This window comes from Hyphomonas sp. GM-8P (genome assembly GCF_003263315.1).
Taxonomy (GTDB): domain Bacteria; phylum Pseudomonadota; class Alphaproteobacteria; order Caulobacterales; family Hyphomonadaceae; genus Hyphomonas.
The window spans coordinates 34261-47805 of record NZ_AWFE01000013.1; the positions used below are offsets into that span (position 1 = coordinate 34261).

A 13545-nucleotide genomic window follows, 5' to 3' on the forward strand; every position below is an offset into this window, starting at 1 on the left:
GTCTGTTTAGCTGCCGCAAACACCACAAATTCGGGGAGGCCATTCCAATGCCATTCGATCTTCCATTGCCGCCCCTGCCTGATCAGCCGGCAGGAGTCGCATGGCCCACAAAGGCCTGGTCCGAAGGCACGCCCGCGCCGGGAACGGATACCGCCCGCCTGGAAAGCCTGCTGGACCGGGCTTTCGCAGACCCTGCCCCGGGCACAATGGGCGAGACACATGCGTTCCTTGCGGTTCAGGGAGGCAGGATCGTTGCCGAACGATACTGGCGCGATTTCACCCCCGGCAGCACTTTCCCGTCCTGGTCTGAGGCCAAATCCATCACGCAGGCGCTGATCGGCATTCTCGTGCGCGAAGGCAGGATCGATATCCACGCGCCGGCGGACGTGCCGGAATGGCAAGGGGCGGATGATCCACGAGGTGTCATTACGCTGGACATGCTGTTGCGAATGTCCAGCGGATTGAAGTTCGTTGAGGATTATGTGCCGGGCTCCGTTTCAGACGTGATCGAAATGCTGTTCGGCAGCGGCCAGGAAGATGTGGCCGCATATGCAGCCGGCCAGCCGCTGGAGCATGAACCGGATACGTTCTGGAGCTATTCAAGCGGCACATCCAATATTGTGGCGCGCTGCGCCGCCCGCGCCCTGGACGCTCAAGGAGAGGCATTCAGGGACTTCATGTTCCGTGAACTATTCACCCCGATCGGCATGCGCTCTCCTCTTCCGAAATTCGATCCGGCAGGCACATTCATCGGCTCGTCCTTCTGCTATTGCACCGCACGGGATTTTGCCCGCTTTGGTCTTCTCTATCTGCGCGACGGCGTGTGGGATGGGAACCGCCTCCTGCCGGAAGGCTGGGTCGACTATGCCCGCACCCCCACACCTGCAGTCCCGGAAGTCGAAACGCTCGGCTATGGCGCCCACTGGTGGCTCGGCATGGCCGGCCCCGGAAGCTTCTCCTGCAACGGCTATGAAGGTCAGTACACGGTTCTCGTTCCGGAGAAAGACCTGATCCTCGTCAGACACGGAAAATCTCCTCTGGAAGCCAAGGAAGACGTGCAGGCCTGGATCGCGGACGTAGCGGACTGTTTCTGATTCCGGCAGCCGCAACATGACCGGCACCGGGCCGGTCATGTCACTCTCGCGGATTCAGGACCGCGGCGAAAAGCCGTTGTGAATGGCTTCCAGCTTGTTGCCGAACGGGTCCTTCACAAAACAGGTATAGATATCTGGGGTCGGATAACCCGGGCGTGGACCGGGTGCACCGGCGTCTGTACCGCCCTGCGCCAGCGCAGCCTTGTGGAATGCGTTCACCGCATCCCGGCTGGTCGCGTTAAAGCAGATGTGCGTCCCGTTGCCTGGCGTGTATACCGCTCCGTTCTCCGGAACCATGACGAGGAACTGAACCGCCCCGTCGCCGTATGCTGCAAAGCCTTGCGTGGCAGCCAGGCGGCTGACACCCAGTGCCTGAAGGACCGCATCATAGAACGCGCAGGCCGGCTCAATGGACGGCACGCCCACGCTCAGATGGTCAATGATATTCATTGGAATCTCTCAAGGGTATAAGGGCCGGGCGCCCGGAGGCACCCGGCCTGTTGGTATGACTACAGATCGGTCGCAGCCGTGTGCTGGATCTTCTGCCAGTTCTTCTCGGCCTTCGCGATCGTGCCGGCTTCGTCCTTCTGGAAGTTCCGGAAAATGTCTTCGTTCAGGAAGACATAGAGCTTGCCGTCACGAACGGCCGCGTACTGCGGATCGCCGTCGAACTTCTTGCCGACAGACACGCCGAAGGTACAGAAGCCGCCATTCTGCGGGAGGTAGCGGTCCGGGTTCTTCTTGAACGCGTTCATGTTGGCCTTGGTAGCGAAGTAGTAAGCGACGCCATCTTCGACGACCGTGTAGTCAGCCCGGCCTTCGACCCGATTGCCGATCTCGATCAGCGCGACGGGATCCGAACCGTGAAGCCCCAGCGGCGCGCCCGCTGCAGTCAGGCCGGCGGCCACGTTGTTTTCATCTGCAGCATGGGCAAAGCCTGCAGCGCTGGAGGCGATCATAAGTGCGGTCGCAGCCGCCTTGAACGGTGAAATCATATCTGTCTCCTGTGATTTCTGTTAGCCGGTTTGTTCCGACAACGGATATCTGTTGATTTCAGGAGGATCGATCAATCGCCACACCGAAGTTAGGGCGTTTTGGCAAACCGAATGGGACGGCGTGCAAAAATCAGGCGGCTGCGCGGCGGTATTCGCTGGGCGTAAGACCGAATTTTCCGGCGAACGCGCGGGTAAAGGCAGCTTGGGACTGGTAGCCGATTTCCGAGGAAACCTGTTGCACACTGCGCCTCTTGTCTTCCAGCAGGGCCAACGCCCGCTGCAAACGCCAGTTCGACAGATAGGCCATCGGGGCAATACCGAGGAGGTCGCTGAACCGCTCGGCGAAGCGGCTGCGCGACATGCCCACATCCCGGGCAAGCCGCTCCACCGTCCAGCTTTCCCCAGGGCGCGCATGGATAAGTTCCAGCGACCTGCCGATATGTGGATCACGGAATGCCTCAAGGACACGGTCCAGTTTGGATCCATTGCCGAGACCTGCGCGGATGAGCTCGATAAAGGCGATTTCCGACAGTCGGGTGACTGATGCAGAGGACCCGAACGGATCCCTGAAGATCCGCTGCGCGATCAGACGCAATACTTCATCCAGCCAGGGCGCCTTCGCCCTGGCCGAACCGGAAAGGAACATGTAATCTGGCAGGGCCGCCAATAGCGGGTGCTCAGCCCCCGCTCTCAGGGAGAAATGACCACAGACCATCTGCGTGGACGCGTCATTGTTGCCTTCACCCACGACCAGGACGCCCCGATTGTCATAATCGGCATCCTGAAGAACCTGTTCGAGGGATGGCGCGGCATCTACGGGTTTGTCCGAAAGGATGTGGCTGCGCCCGCGCGGGATCAGCACCAGATCGCCCGGACCCAGCACAATCGTCTCGCCGGATTCGAAGCGGACGTGGCATTCACCCTGTACTACAAGGTGGAACCGCGCGGCCCCTTCCAGGTCCGGCACGGTGACACTCCAGTCCGAATTGAAATCGGTTCGGAAATACATCACACCCTTGAGGGCAAGCGTATCGAGGATTTCATCAAGCAGGTCCATGGCGCTGAACAAGACATAGGCTCTACCCCCGGCTCCAATCACATGCTGGATACTTCCGCACACAAATGCGCGAGTATCCCCCTTTCCGAAGACTGCCAGTCCAGCCTATGCTGCTTTTCGAAAAGGGAGGACTGATCCATGACATCCATGCAAGCGGCCGTGCTTTATGCCGGTCTTTTCTGCCTGCTCATGCTGGTGCTGAAAGCGAATGTCGGGCGCGTGCGCACAAAACACAAGGTTGGCTTCGGCGACGGGAACAATGAAGCCATGCAGCGCAGCCTGCGCGTGCAGGGCAATGCGGTTGAAGACGTGCCGGTTGTCCTGCTGGGTCTGATCGGCCTCGGGGCGCTATCGGCCCCTGCCCTGCTGATCCATGGCCTCGGTGGCAGCTTCCTGATTGGGCGGATCCTGCACGCCATAGGTCTTGGCGGATCTGCGGGTAGCAGCTTCGGGCGCAGTGTTGGCACGTTGATCACGGCATTGGTCATGCTGATCACTGCCGGGGCATGCGGCTGGTTCGCGCTGACCTAAGCTGCAGTCACCATACCGGACAGTTTGCTGGCATCGCCGGCGAGGTCTTTCACCATGACGCGGGCCTGGTCCTGCGGACCTGGGAAGCTCAGCTGGTTCTTTGGCGTCACGGTGAAGCCGATTTCGCCAAAATAGGCCGGCGCGCCGATCAGGATCGCCGCTGGCCAGCCAGCGGCCTTGCCGGCCTCCAGCGCTTCACCAGTGACCGTCAGGCCAAGACGGCTGCCTCTGTGTGAAGGCGCCACGGCGACAGGCCCGTAAAACAAGGCCCTGTCCCGGTTAAGCCCGACGACCAGCGGCCAGACGCGGCAAACCGCGATCACCTGCCCGTCCAGTACGGCGACACGGTTGATCTCGGGCAGCGAGTGCGAGTATTCGCGCAACCGCTCCGCCGTCTTGGCAAAGTGGCCGGGGCCGAAGGTGCGGTCGAAGAGGTCTTCGATCGCCTCGGCGTGCAGGTCTGGGGTTTCGGGCACAATCTGAAGCATGAGGCGCGCCTTTAGGGCGGTGTGCTTCGTGGATCAATGGGGTATTTGCGCCCGCCGCGTCTAATATTTCACCGAACAACCATAAGGCTTGGTTGTGTTGACTGCGATCGGTTCTCCGGCAGCAAGGCTGGTCAGGGCCTCACGGACATAATTGGTCGCCGAATTGATGTCTGCCACATTGGCAGATGCAACGGAGTCGATCGCGCCCTGATAGGCAACCTGACCGTTCGGGCCGATAATGAACATGTGAGGCGTCGTCTTCGCCTGATAAAGCCGGCCGAGCGATCCGTCAGGGTCCAGCAACACATGCGCCGGTGCCGCACCATGCTCCTCAGTCCACTGATTGGCGGCGGCGCCCTCCACATAGCCCTGTTTACCGGGCGCCGAAGAGATCACCGTCAGCCAGACCGTCTCGTCAGCTTTGGCGTCGGCCTGCAGGCCCTGCATGTTGCCGGGCGGCTGGGCATAATGCTTGCGCACGAAGGGGCAACCTTCATTGGTCCATTCCAGCACGACAGTCCGGCCTGTGAAATCAGAGAGAGAGAGACCTGCTCCCCATTGGAATCCGTCGCGGTGAACGCAGGTGCCGGGCGGCCAACCGGGAGACCTGAATCCGCACGCGCTGTCGAGGCAATCAGCGCCCCGGCCGTCAGCGCGACCGCAGCTGCCATACCGGCGGCAAGCGAGAGGTTTCGCCGATTGATCGTGATCATCCGTCTCTTTCTTCCCTCATGTCCCGTCTGTGTCAGGGATTGACTGGCAGGCTGGTGACGAGCCCCTGGTTGAGAATTTCCGGCAGGACCTGCGGCTCATCGGAACCGGCAGGATACCACAGATACATGGGAACGCCTGCGCGCTGATGCCGCGCCAGTTCGGCGGCAATGGCCGGATCCTTGCGGGTAAAATCCGCCACCAGGAACGCAACATCATTGGCAGCGAAGAAGTCATGCACTGCCTTGGATTTCAGCGTGGTTGCCTTGTTCACCTGACAGGTCGCGCACCAGCTGGCCGTGAAGTCGATGAAGATAGGCCGGCCCTCAGCGATCAGAGATTGCACCTGGCTGGCGCTCCATGGCTCGGCTTCATATTTGGCGGCATAGGCGGATGACGCGCCAATGGCAGGTGCTGGCGCCATCGCACGTTCCGTGACACCGAACAGCGTAAGCGCCAGCGTGACGGCTGCCAGAATGCGCGGCAGTCGCGCCTCGCGCTGCCAGAGCCAGGCGGCAAAAGCGATTGCCACCGCGCCAGCAGCCGTCCAGGCCACCGCGCCGGACCCGGCCAGATCACCCAGCACTTTCGCCAGCCACGCAGCGGTCAGGAACATCGGGAACGCGAAGAATTGCTTCAACGTGTCCATCCACTTCCCCGGCCGCGGCAGCAGCTTGTAGAGGTTCGGTACGAAGCTCAGCACAAGGAATGGCAACGCGAGGCCAAAGCCCATGGCGAGGAAGAAAGTGAAAACGACCGGCGCAGAATGCCCCATCACAGCGCCTAGCGCCGCGCCAAGGAACGGACCGACGCACGGCGAGCCAACAACCGCCGCCAGGACGCCTGTGAAGAACGCGCCCGCATCCCCGTCCCGGTCGGCCAGACCTGAGCCAAGGTTCTGCAGCGATGTGCCGAGTTCAAACATGCCCATCAGCCACAGGCCGACGGCAAACATGACAAGGGCAAGGATGGCCACAACCGGCGCATTCTGCAGTTGGAAGCCCAGCGTGATCGGCCCCGTCGCTGCCCGCAGGGCGACAATAATCGCCGCCAGCACACCAAAGGAGACCAGCACACCCGCCGTGTACCAGATACCATGGCGGCGCACTTCCCCGGCATGGCCGCTGGAGACCGCCGACACCATGCCGAACGCCTTCATCGACAAGACCGGCAACACGCAAGGCATCAGGTTCAGGATCAGGCCGCCCAGAATGGCAAGCAGGATCAGCTTCCACGCGGCAACCTGGATTCCTACGCCCCCCACAGGACCAAGGCCGGATGTGTCGGGCAAAGGCGGGCCTTCCACTGCGCTGATCTCATAGCCCGTGCGGGCGCCGTCCTCCTGTTCGATCACGACCACACCGTCGAGCGGCTTCGAGACGTCTGTCATGTCGGCGGCGCTCAGCGACACAGTCGCGCCATGGCGGCCGAGTTCAACAGGCTGAGCGGCCGGGTGAAGTATATCGTGACCAAACGGGAAAAAGCGGATGGAGCGGACCTTGCCGAAGCCGCCATCAAGACGAAGGCTGAGCGACCAGTTGAGATCCTTCTTCAGGACCCGCGCTTCTCCGGGGAATGGAACGTGGCTTTTCGCAATCCATTTTCCGATCAGTTCGCCTTCGCGGATATTGGCCTCAGCCTGATCGGTCTCGAGCTTCAGTTTCACACGCGCCTGTTCCGGCACGCAGGTATCTTCACAGATCAGGTAATCGGCCACGACATCCAGCGTCACCGGCCCCATCGCATCTTCCGGAATGGTGATCGGGAAAGGAAACACGACCTGATGGTTGTAGCCATAATCCATGATCTCCCCTTCCACGACCGGAAGAAGATGCGGCAGCGGCCAGACGATATCGCCGATTGCGCCGGCTTTGATGTCACTGCTCGGCTGGGCGATGACCTGAGGCGGCAGGCCAGCATCCCCGGCATTCAGCCAGTAGACATGCCAGCCATCGTCGAGATCCATTTTCAGCGCGGCATAGACGGTCTCCCCTGGCAGGGCGGCGTCGCGCTCCGAGATCAGCTCTACCCGCGCATGGCCTGCATCCACCGGTGCAGCGGCAGCCGGCAGGAAGACGAAGACGGCGCCAAACAGGGCGGCAAGGCAGGCGGAAAACTTCATTGAGCAGATCCGTTTTCTTGGAGTTGCGGCCCATATGCCCGCAAACAGGCCCCTACAGAAGGGCCTCGCGGAAGCGTGATGGCAAATGTGTCAGCCCGACGCACCTGCCCTGCAAGAAAAAAGGCGGCCCCGAGAGGCCGCCTTCATTCTTTAGCTTACAGGCCTGCAATCAGGCGTTGGCAGGCTGCGGGTTCGGGGACACCGGGATACGCATCGCACGCTGGATGACGCGTTGCCAGTTCAGCAGCGACACCATGTGTGCGTAAATTGCGCCGATCGCGCCATTGGCTTTCAGTTCCAGGAATTTCTCATTCGGAAGCGCATTGAAGCGTTCTTCGGAGATCGCCCAGTAATCGGCGATTTTCTGCGGCGGGCCGGCTTCTGTGCCGTCCGGATTGCGCGGCTGGAAGGTGACGGTCTTCTGCTCGAACAGATCAAGGTCACGGATCATCTTGATGAAATCCGTTGTCGCGCGGCGCTGACGCTCGAATTCCTTGCAGAACTCGATCGCATCATTGGTGAACTTGCTCGGCTGGCCATTCTCGAAGAACGCCACTTCTGGCTGGTTGGTGACCATCGGTGCCTGACGGTCGACGCACAGGACCAGACGGTCGGAGTTGTCATCCGCAGCGAAAACGAATGGGTAGCGGCGGGCGAAGGCCGGCACGTAATAGTCTTCAATCACGCGGCCATCAGCACCGACGTAAAGGTTCTGACCCTGACGGATGCCCATGACGGCAACCGGTGTCCTGTCATCGCCGACGAAAATCACCGGGTACGAGCTGGCGCAGAGGCCGAATTCTGTCACCGTTACCGGAATGGCGTGCGCTTCGCGCATGAATCCGAACGGCTGGTCGATCTGCTTCACGCCGAGACCGGCATGATCTTCCAGAGACAGCGGCTGCGGCTGCTTGTAAAAAAGGACCTGGCCAGTAAGGGCCTGTGGGCCTGCTGCAGGAGGCGTGTTCACGTGTGTCTCTCCGATCTGAGATAATTGGGCGTTTGCCTACCGGAAATAAACACTGGCTACAACACCCGAACCAGCCTGAAATGCAGTGATCACGAGGTGAAGAAACCGTCATGAAATCCACGTCTGACACGCGTTTTCTCATCCGCCGCCGCACGGTGCTGGCGGGCCTGGCTGCGGGCGCGTCGCTCGCCGCCTGCGGCCCGCAGGTCGATGATGCCGGCACGCCCCGACGGATTGCACGCGAGGTGGATCAGACCCTGCAGTCCATCGCCATGACGGAACTGGCTGCCGATCCGGAACTGGCCACGCGGCTGGGCCTGACCGAAAGTGCGGTTGGCTTTCCCTTCAATCGGTATCTGACAGACCGTTCCCAGGCCGCCTATGAACGCCGCCGGGTCAGCCGGCTGGAAATCCTGGAAGCGCTGGCCGCGACTCCCCGCCCCGCTGAAGGCAGTCCGCAGGCCCGTCACCTGGATACGGTCATGGCGGCGTACGAGACGGCTGAAACCCTGTTCGTATCCGGGCATGGGCAGACCGGGCTAGGTGTTTCCTACCCCTATGTCATGGACCACATGCGCGGCGCCTATATCGACGTGCCGGACCTGCTCAGCCGGGCCCATCCGGTTCGCACTGCTGCCGAAGCGCGGGCCTATGTCGACCGCCTCGCCCAGTTTGCCGATGCGATGGAAGATGAACGCCGGCGCCTCGAAGCCGATGCGAAATCCGGCATCCTGCCACCGGATTTCATCCTCGCCCGCATGAAAGACGTTGCTCTTAAATTCGCGGAAGGGCCGACCGAGACACATGTGCTGATCACCACGCTGGAAAGCCAGTTGGCAGGGCCGGAAGACCTCAGCCTCGAAGACGCGGGGGACATTCTGGCGCGCGCGAAACGTGTCGTCGGCGAGGAAATCCAGCCCGCTTACCTGCATCTCGCCGACGCGTTCACGGCGCTGCAGGCCAGCGCGCCGTCCCAACCGGGCGTCTGGCAGCAGCCGGATGGCGATGCGTATTACCAGGCCGCCCTGCAAGCCTATACCGATCAGGGCGTATCCGCCGAGGACCTGCACGCGCTGGGCCTCAGCGAAGTCGACCGGCTGACGGCAGAGCTGGAACTCGCCCTGTTCGAGGCCGGCCTGACCGAAGGCAGCGCGGCAGAGCGCCTGACGCTGCTTGCAGCAGAACCGGGGCAGATCTTCGAGGCGACGCCGGAGGGCCACGCCGCCCTTCTGGCACTGATGCAGACCTATCTGGACAAGGCAGAAGCCGCCCTACCCTCCATCGTATCAACAGTACCGCGCACGAAGGTAGCCCTTCGCGCGGTGCCGGAATTCCTCGAAGCTTCCGCGCCTGCGGCCTTCTATTCTGCCGCTCCGGCGAATGGGTCGGCCCCGGGCCTGTTCGAGATCAACCTGGCCGACATGACCGACTGGCCGGCCTTTACGCTGGCGACGCTGGTGTTCCACGAGACGGTGCCAGGCCATCACCTCGAAAGCGCGCTGACGGCTGAGACAGCCCGCTTGCCCCTCATCCGGCAAATGATCTGGAACGTTGCCTATGGCGAGGGCTGGGGCGTTTATGCCGAGACTTTGGCGGACGATATCGGACTATACCATGACGATCCGCTGGCCAGGATTGGCTACCTCCAGTCCTTGTTGTTCCGCGCCGCACGCCTCGTGGCCGATACCGGCATTCACAGCATGCACTGGACCCGGCAGGAGGCGATCGACTATCTCGTTTCCATCACCGGACAACCCGAAGGCCCGATGGCGCAGGAAGTCGACCGCTACACGGTCTGGCCCGGACAGGCCGCGGCCTACTGGATCGGGCGCAAGCGCATGCTGGACCTTCGCGAACGGGCCGAGCGTGTGCTGGGGCCTGACTTCGACTTTGTGGAGTTCCACGACACAGTGCTCACCGGAGGACCGCGCCCGCTCTCCATCCTCGAACAGGATATCGAGCGCTGGTACACGGCGAAGATCCGGGACTGAGCCTTATCTTCGCTCCGGTTTTTCCGGATTGGGCCCGAATCGTCCCGCCGCCGCCCAATTCCCGCCACGTCCATATTGCCATTCTGTCATGAACAGGACGCAGGTGGAGGACGATCATGCGCAACACGACAATCGGGTTTCTTCTGGCAGGTGCGGCAGCGGCTGCACTTCTGACAGGATGTGCGAGCGAAACAGGCGGCAGCAGCGACGAAGTTGCGACTGAAATTGCGGCGCCGCCGCCCGCACCACCACCACCGCCTGCAACGGCCCAGGCTGAGCAAAGGGTCGCCATGAGCGCAGGTGACTATGCCGCCGCCGCGCCGCCGCCACCCGCGATGATGATGGCGCCGGAACCGGAATTCCGCGACCAGTATGAAGATGTCGATCCGAACCCGGTAAAGCTTACCAGCGAAGAGCCGGTCTCCACCTTCTCCATCGATGTGGACACGGCCTCCTATGCCAATGTCCGCCGGTTCCTGAAAAGCGGCGTGCTGCCGCCGAAGGATGCCGTACGGATCGAGGAGATGGTCAATTATTTCGACTATACCTATCCACAGCCGGAAGACGGCGCCGACCCGTTCGCGACATACGTAACGCTCGCCCCCTCCCCTTTCGCGGAAGGCCGCCAGCTGATGCAGATCGGCATCAAGGGCCGTGACATTGACCGCGATGCCCGCCCACCGGTGAACCTGACCCTGCTGGTCGATGTCTCCGGCTCCATGCATTCGGACGACAAACTGCCGCTGGCCAAGCAGGCACTGAAACTGATGCTGGACCAGATGGACCCGGCCGACACGATCTCGATCGCGGTCTATGCCGGTGCAGCGGGCGAAGTGCTGGCGCCGACGCCGGTCAGCGAGAAGCGCAAGATCTACGCGGCCCTTGAAAACCTGCGCGCAGGCGGCTCGACCGCCGGTGGCGAAGGCCTGCGCCTAGCCTATTCGCTGGCCGAACAGGGCCTGAAAGAAGATGCGGTGAACCGTGTCATGCTGCTGACCGATGGCGACTTCAATGTCGGCATCACGGACTCCGAACAGCTGGAAGACTTCATCTCCCGCAAGCGGGAGAGCGGCATCTATCTTTCCGTCCTCGGCTTCGGACGCGGCAATTACAATGACGCGCTGATGCAGAAACTCGCCCAGTCCGGTAATGGCACGGCGGCCTATGTCGATACGCTGAGCGAGGCCCGCAAAGTGCTGGCCGACGATCTTGGCGGCAACCTCTTCCCGATTGCCGATGACGTGAAGATCCAGGTCGAGTTCAACCCGGCCCGCATCGCGGAATACCGGCTGATCGGCTACGAAACGCGGATGCTCGACCGGGCTGACTTCAACAATGACAAGGTGGATGCCGGAGATATCGGCGCGGGCGCCAGCGTCACGGCGATCTACGACATCACGCCTGTCGGATCGGACGCGGCGCAGATCGATCCGCTACGCTACGGTGACCGGCCCGCTGCGGGCGGTGACCCATCCAGCGAGTACGCCTTCGTGAAGCTGCGCTACAAGCCGCCGGGCGAGCCGGAGTCCATCCTGCTGACCCATGCCGTGACCGATGCCGACAAGGCAGACAGCCTGGCAGCAGCCCCGCAATGGGTGCGCTTCGCAACGGCCGTGGCCGGGTTCGGGGAAATGCTGCGCGGCGGTGAGAACCTCGGCGCAGGCTTTGGCTGGAAAGAAATCCGCGATCTGGCGGCAGGCGCCAAGGGCGAGGATGAATTCGGCTACCGGGCAGAATTCATCGAGCTGACGCGGCTGGCGGAAACAGCTGAGGCACAGGCGGCGCTGAACCGGCCTGCGCCTGAGCAATAAGGGCCCGAGCAGTAAGATGGATCAGGCGGCGAGGTCTTCTGCGACAGGCGCCGCCTGCACGTCCTGCGCGTCTCGCGGGTTGAGGCAGACCGGGCTGAAGCCCTCCTCAATATCGGCGACCATGCATTTGCGTTCACGGGCGTCGAATTCGAGGGCGAGGAACACGGCCGAGGCGCCGTAACGTTCCGCCTCTGCCAGCGCCCAGATCGGCTGCAGGTCATGCGGCCGGCCGGTCAGCTCCATCACGCGGATGATGCGCCAGCCATAGGAGTCGGGGGCTGCGAAGATGACGGCGCCCGGGCTGCGGGCCCATGCGGCGTCCTTTGGAACACGCTGGAAGTCCCATGCCTTGCCAGAGCGTCCCCGAAAACTGACTGAGATGTTCATGTTCATGCTCCGTTCCAATAAGCATGTTCCTATCTTGTTCTCATCTTGTTCGCAAGAAGTTTTTAGTAAACAAAGGGTTAACAGAGCGCCTGTGGAATTACTTCACGACGGTGAAGCGTTTGCGGTCGAAGACCCGTAAGACCTGCTGCAGATCACGCCCCCTGCGCAGAACCTGGCCGGCCTGTCCGTACACGACATACTGGCCCTGCATGTTGGCGAGATGGGGCTGTTTCTCGATCCGCCAGGTCGGGTTCTCGGCATGCCGGCGGAAGATGGCGAAGATGGCGTGGTCCTTGTGCATGCCGATCGCATAGTCACGTGCCTCCCCTGCCATGACCAAACGTCCGTAGACGTCGAGAATCGGTCTCATCTCGGTTTTGTGGAAAGCGATTCGCGGCTCGCTCTGGGCCCGACGGGACGGAAATTCGCTCATTTTCTCTGTTTATGACTCCCCTGTAATGCGAATTGAGGGCGGGAAAGCTCGCCTAAACGTCTTTTAATCCGAAATTCCACTGAAACAGCAGGAATTGGGGCAATCCCGCCACCTTTCGGTCTTGCTTGCGCCCCCGCACGCGGCCATCTTTGACTTGTCGGACGGAGGTGAATATCACGCACCCCGGACCCATCAGCCCCCCCAGCCCCCTGGGGCGCTTGATAAACCTTCGTCCGACACACTTCCTCAAAAATCGATCGCAAGCCGTCTCTGCCTAGCTACGCGCTCCCGGCGCCTTTCCGCTATTGGGACTCTTAGATCCAATGGCGTCAAGCAGCGGCCCCAGGATCTTGCCGGCGGTTCGGCCGGCGCCCGAAGCCTGAGCAAGGCGGCGGGAGACATATTCGTCCAGGTCTTCCTCGGACGGGTTGTCCAGCCAATACAGCACGATCGGTGGCAGAATGGCGGTCAGCAGCCCCCGCTTGGAGTAGCGGTTGTAATCCTCTGCCGTGTCGCCTGCGGCCTCCCAGATGAAATCGGCCACGGCCCAGCCGCGTTGCAGCGCTGGCCCGGCATTCCACGGCACCATGCCGCGCGAAACCGCCCGGCGAACGGCTTCCCGGTTCGGCTCCAGCGCATTCAGCCAGGCGAGCACGCCGGCCTTCACCTTGTCGGGAATGCGCATGGCGGAGAGGTCTTGTAAGGCAAGATCCGCCTTTGCCGCCTCCCCTGCGTCTTCGAAAAACCCGTCGATCAGGTCGATCACGCCGCGCGGGGCCGCAAGGGCCTGTTCACCATCGCCAAGCCCGGCCTGCTTGGCCGCTCGGGCCGCAGCGGCCTCCGTCCAGCCGTCAAAAGCGACCTCAGGCAGGAGTGCATCCAGCCAGCGGCGGCGAAGTTTTTGGGAAGGTGTGACAGTCATGACTGAACTCCATGGCAAAGGGGGGCTTGGCCA

At 62.0% G+C, this 13545-nt stretch carries 14 protein-coding genes; 4 read left to right on the top strand and 10 right to left on the bottom strand.

Annotation, left to right across the window (positions count from 1 at the left end; genetic code table 11):
- The first annotated feature begins 47 nt into the window (after positions 1–47).
- Complete coding sequence (locus HY26_RS01805) at positions 48–1094, top strand: serine hydrolase (RefSeq protein ID WP_081813234.1); 1047 nt, start codon at positions 48–50, stop codon at positions 1092–1094.
- Positions 1095–1148: 54 nt separating this feature from the next.
- On the opposite strand, the gene HY26_RS01810 is transcribed toward HY26_RS01805, so the two are convergent.
- The 3 genes from HY26_RS01810 to HY26_RS01820 form a co-directional block, all read right to left on the bottom strand.
- Positions 1149–1544: a VOC family protein gene (locus HY26_RS01810; RefSeq protein WP_034769556.1), complete on the bottom strand. Its 396-nt coding sequence runs from the start codon at positions 1542–1544 to the stop codon at positions 1149–1151.
- A 59-nt stretch (positions 1545–1603) separates the two neighbouring features.
- On the bottom strand, positions 1604–2089 hold the full coding sequence (locus HY26_RS01815) for a YHS domain-containing (seleno)protein (RefSeq protein WP_034769558.1): 486 nt from the start codon (positions 2087–2089) through the stop codon (positions 1604–1606).
- Positions 2090–2219: 130 nt separating this feature from the next.
- Positions 2220–3146 carry an AraC family transcriptional regulator gene (locus HY26_RS01820; RefSeq protein WP_034769560.1) on the bottom strand — a complete coding sequence of 309 codons (927 nt, stop codon included), beginning with the start codon at positions 3144–3146 and terminating at the stop codon, positions 2220–2222.
- A 138-nt stretch (positions 3147–3284) separates the two neighbouring features.
- Between HY26_RS01820 and HY26_RS01825 the strand changes: the two genes are divergently transcribed.
- Positions 3285–3677: an MAPEG family protein gene (locus tag HY26_RS01825; protein WP_034769570.1), complete on the top strand. Its 393-nt coding sequence runs from the start codon at positions 3285–3287 to the stop codon at positions 3675–3677.
- Here HY26_RS01825 and HY26_RS01830 read toward each other — a convergent pair.
- From HY26_RS01830 to HY26_RS01845, 4 genes are all read right to left on the bottom strand, one after another.
- Positions 3674–4165 (bottom strand): GNAT family N-acetyltransferase, encoded by a 492-nt coding sequence (locus HY26_RS01830; RefSeq protein WP_112072813.1) that lies wholly within the window; start codon positions 4163–4165, stop codon positions 3674–3676. The genes HY26_RS01825 and HY26_RS01830 overlap by 4 nt on opposite strands.
- A gap of 60 nt (positions 4166–4225) precedes the next feature.
- Positions 4226–4678: a thioredoxin family protein gene (locus tag HY26_RS01835; protein WP_233351502.1), complete on the bottom strand. Its 453-nt coding sequence runs from the start codon at positions 4676–4678 to the stop codon at positions 4226–4228.
- A gap of 232 nt (positions 4679–4910) precedes the next feature.
- The gene (locus tag HY26_RS01840; RefSeq protein WP_034769572.1) at positions 4911–6998 is read right to left on the bottom strand and encodes a protein-disulfide reductase DsbD; all 2088 of its coding nucleotides are present in this window, start codon (positions 6996–6998) and stop codon (positions 4911–4913) included.
- 169 nt (positions 6999–7167) lie between these two features.
- On the bottom strand, positions 7168–7968 hold the full coding sequence (locus HY26_RS01845) for a SapC family protein (protein WP_034769573.1): 801 nt from the start codon (positions 7966–7968) through the stop codon (positions 7168–7170).
- Positions 7969–8078: 110 nt separating this feature from the next.
- On the opposite strand from HY26_RS01845, the gene HY26_RS01850 reads away from it, so the two are divergent.
- A complete protein-coding gene (locus HY26_RS01850; RefSeq protein ID WP_065383120.1) occupies positions 8079–9959 on the top strand; it encodes a DUF885 family protein in 1881 nt (626 codons plus the stop codon).
- 116 nt (positions 9960–10075) lie between these two features.
- Entirely contained in the window at positions 10076–11770 is a 1695-nt protein-coding gene (locus tag HY26_RS01855; RefSeq protein WP_065383121.1) for a VWA domain-containing protein, read from the top strand.
- A gap of 21 nt (positions 11771–11791) precedes the next feature.
- Here HY26_RS01855 and HY26_RS01860 read toward each other — a convergent pair whose 3' ends face one another.
- The 3 genes from HY26_RS01860 to HY26_RS01870 all read right to left on the bottom strand — a co-directional run bounded on the left by HY26_RS01860 (position 11792) and on the right by HY26_RS01870 (position 13512).
- The gene (locus HY26_RS01860; RefSeq protein WP_139068899.1) at positions 11792–12157 is read right to left on the bottom strand and encodes a hypothetical protein; all 366 of its coding nucleotides are present in this window, start codon (positions 12155–12157) and stop codon (positions 11792–11794) included.
- A gap of 97 nt (positions 12158–12254) precedes the next feature.
- A complete protein-coding gene (locus tag HY26_RS01865; protein WP_034769585.1) occupies positions 12255–12590 on the bottom strand; it encodes a DUF2794 domain-containing protein in 336 nt (111 codons plus the stop codon).
- Positions 12591–12864: 274 nt separating this feature from the next.
- On the bottom strand, positions 12865–13512 hold the full coding sequence (locus HY26_RS01870) for a COQ9 family protein (RefSeq protein ID WP_112072814.1): 648 nt from the start codon (positions 13510–13512) through the stop codon (positions 12865–12867).
- Between the last annotated feature and the right edge of the window lie 33 nt (positions 13513–13545).

Bases quoted from the DNA above. Each gene is read 5' to 3' on its own strand.
- HY26_RS01805 (WP_081813234.1), top strand. From the start codon at position 48: ATGCCATTCGATCTTCCATTGCCGCCCCTGCCTGATCAGCCGGCAGGA.
- HY26_RS01810 (WP_034769556.1), bottom strand. From the start codon at position 1,544: ATGAATATCATTGACCATCTGAGCGTGGGCGTGCCGTCCATTGAGCCG.
- HY26_RS01815 (WP_034769558.1), bottom strand. From the start codon at position 2,089: ATGATTTCACCGTTCAAGGCGGCTGCGACCGCACTTATGATCGCCTCC.
- HY26_RS01820 (WP_034769560.1), bottom strand. From the start codon at position 3,146: ATGGACCTGCTTGATGAAATCCTCGATACGCTTGCCCTCAAGGGTGTG.
- HY26_RS01825 (WP_034769570.1), top strand. From the start codon at position 3,285: ATGACATCCATGCAAGCGGCCGTGCTTTATGCCGGTCTTTTCTGCCTG.
- HY26_RS01830 (WP_112072813.1), bottom strand. From the start codon at position 4,165: ATGCTTCAGATTGTGCCCGAAACCCCAGACCTGCACGCCGAGGCGATC.
- HY26_RS01840 (WP_034769572.1), bottom strand. From the start codon at position 6,998: ATGAAGTTTTCCGCCTGCCTTGCCGCCCTGTTTGGCGCCGTCTTCGTC.
- HY26_RS01850 (WP_065383120.1), top strand. From the start codon at position 8,079: ATGAAATCCACGTCTGACACGCGTTTTCTCATCCGCCGCCGCACGGTG.
- HY26_RS01855 (WP_065383121.1), top strand. From the start codon at position 10,076: ATGCGCAACACGACAATCGGGTTTCTTCTGGCAGGTGCGGCAGCGGCT.
- HY26_RS01860 (WP_139068899.1), bottom strand. From the start codon at position 12,157: ATGAACATCTCAGTCAGTTTTCGGGGACGCTCTGGCAAGGCATGGGAC.
- HY26_RS01865 (WP_034769585.1), bottom strand. From the start codon at position 12,590: ATGAGCGAATTTCCGTCCCGTCGGGCCCAGAGCGAGCCGCGAATCGCT.
- HY26_RS01870 (WP_112072814.1), bottom strand. From the start codon at position 13,512: ATGACTGTCACACCTTCCCAAAAACTTCGCCGCCGCTGGCTGGATGCA.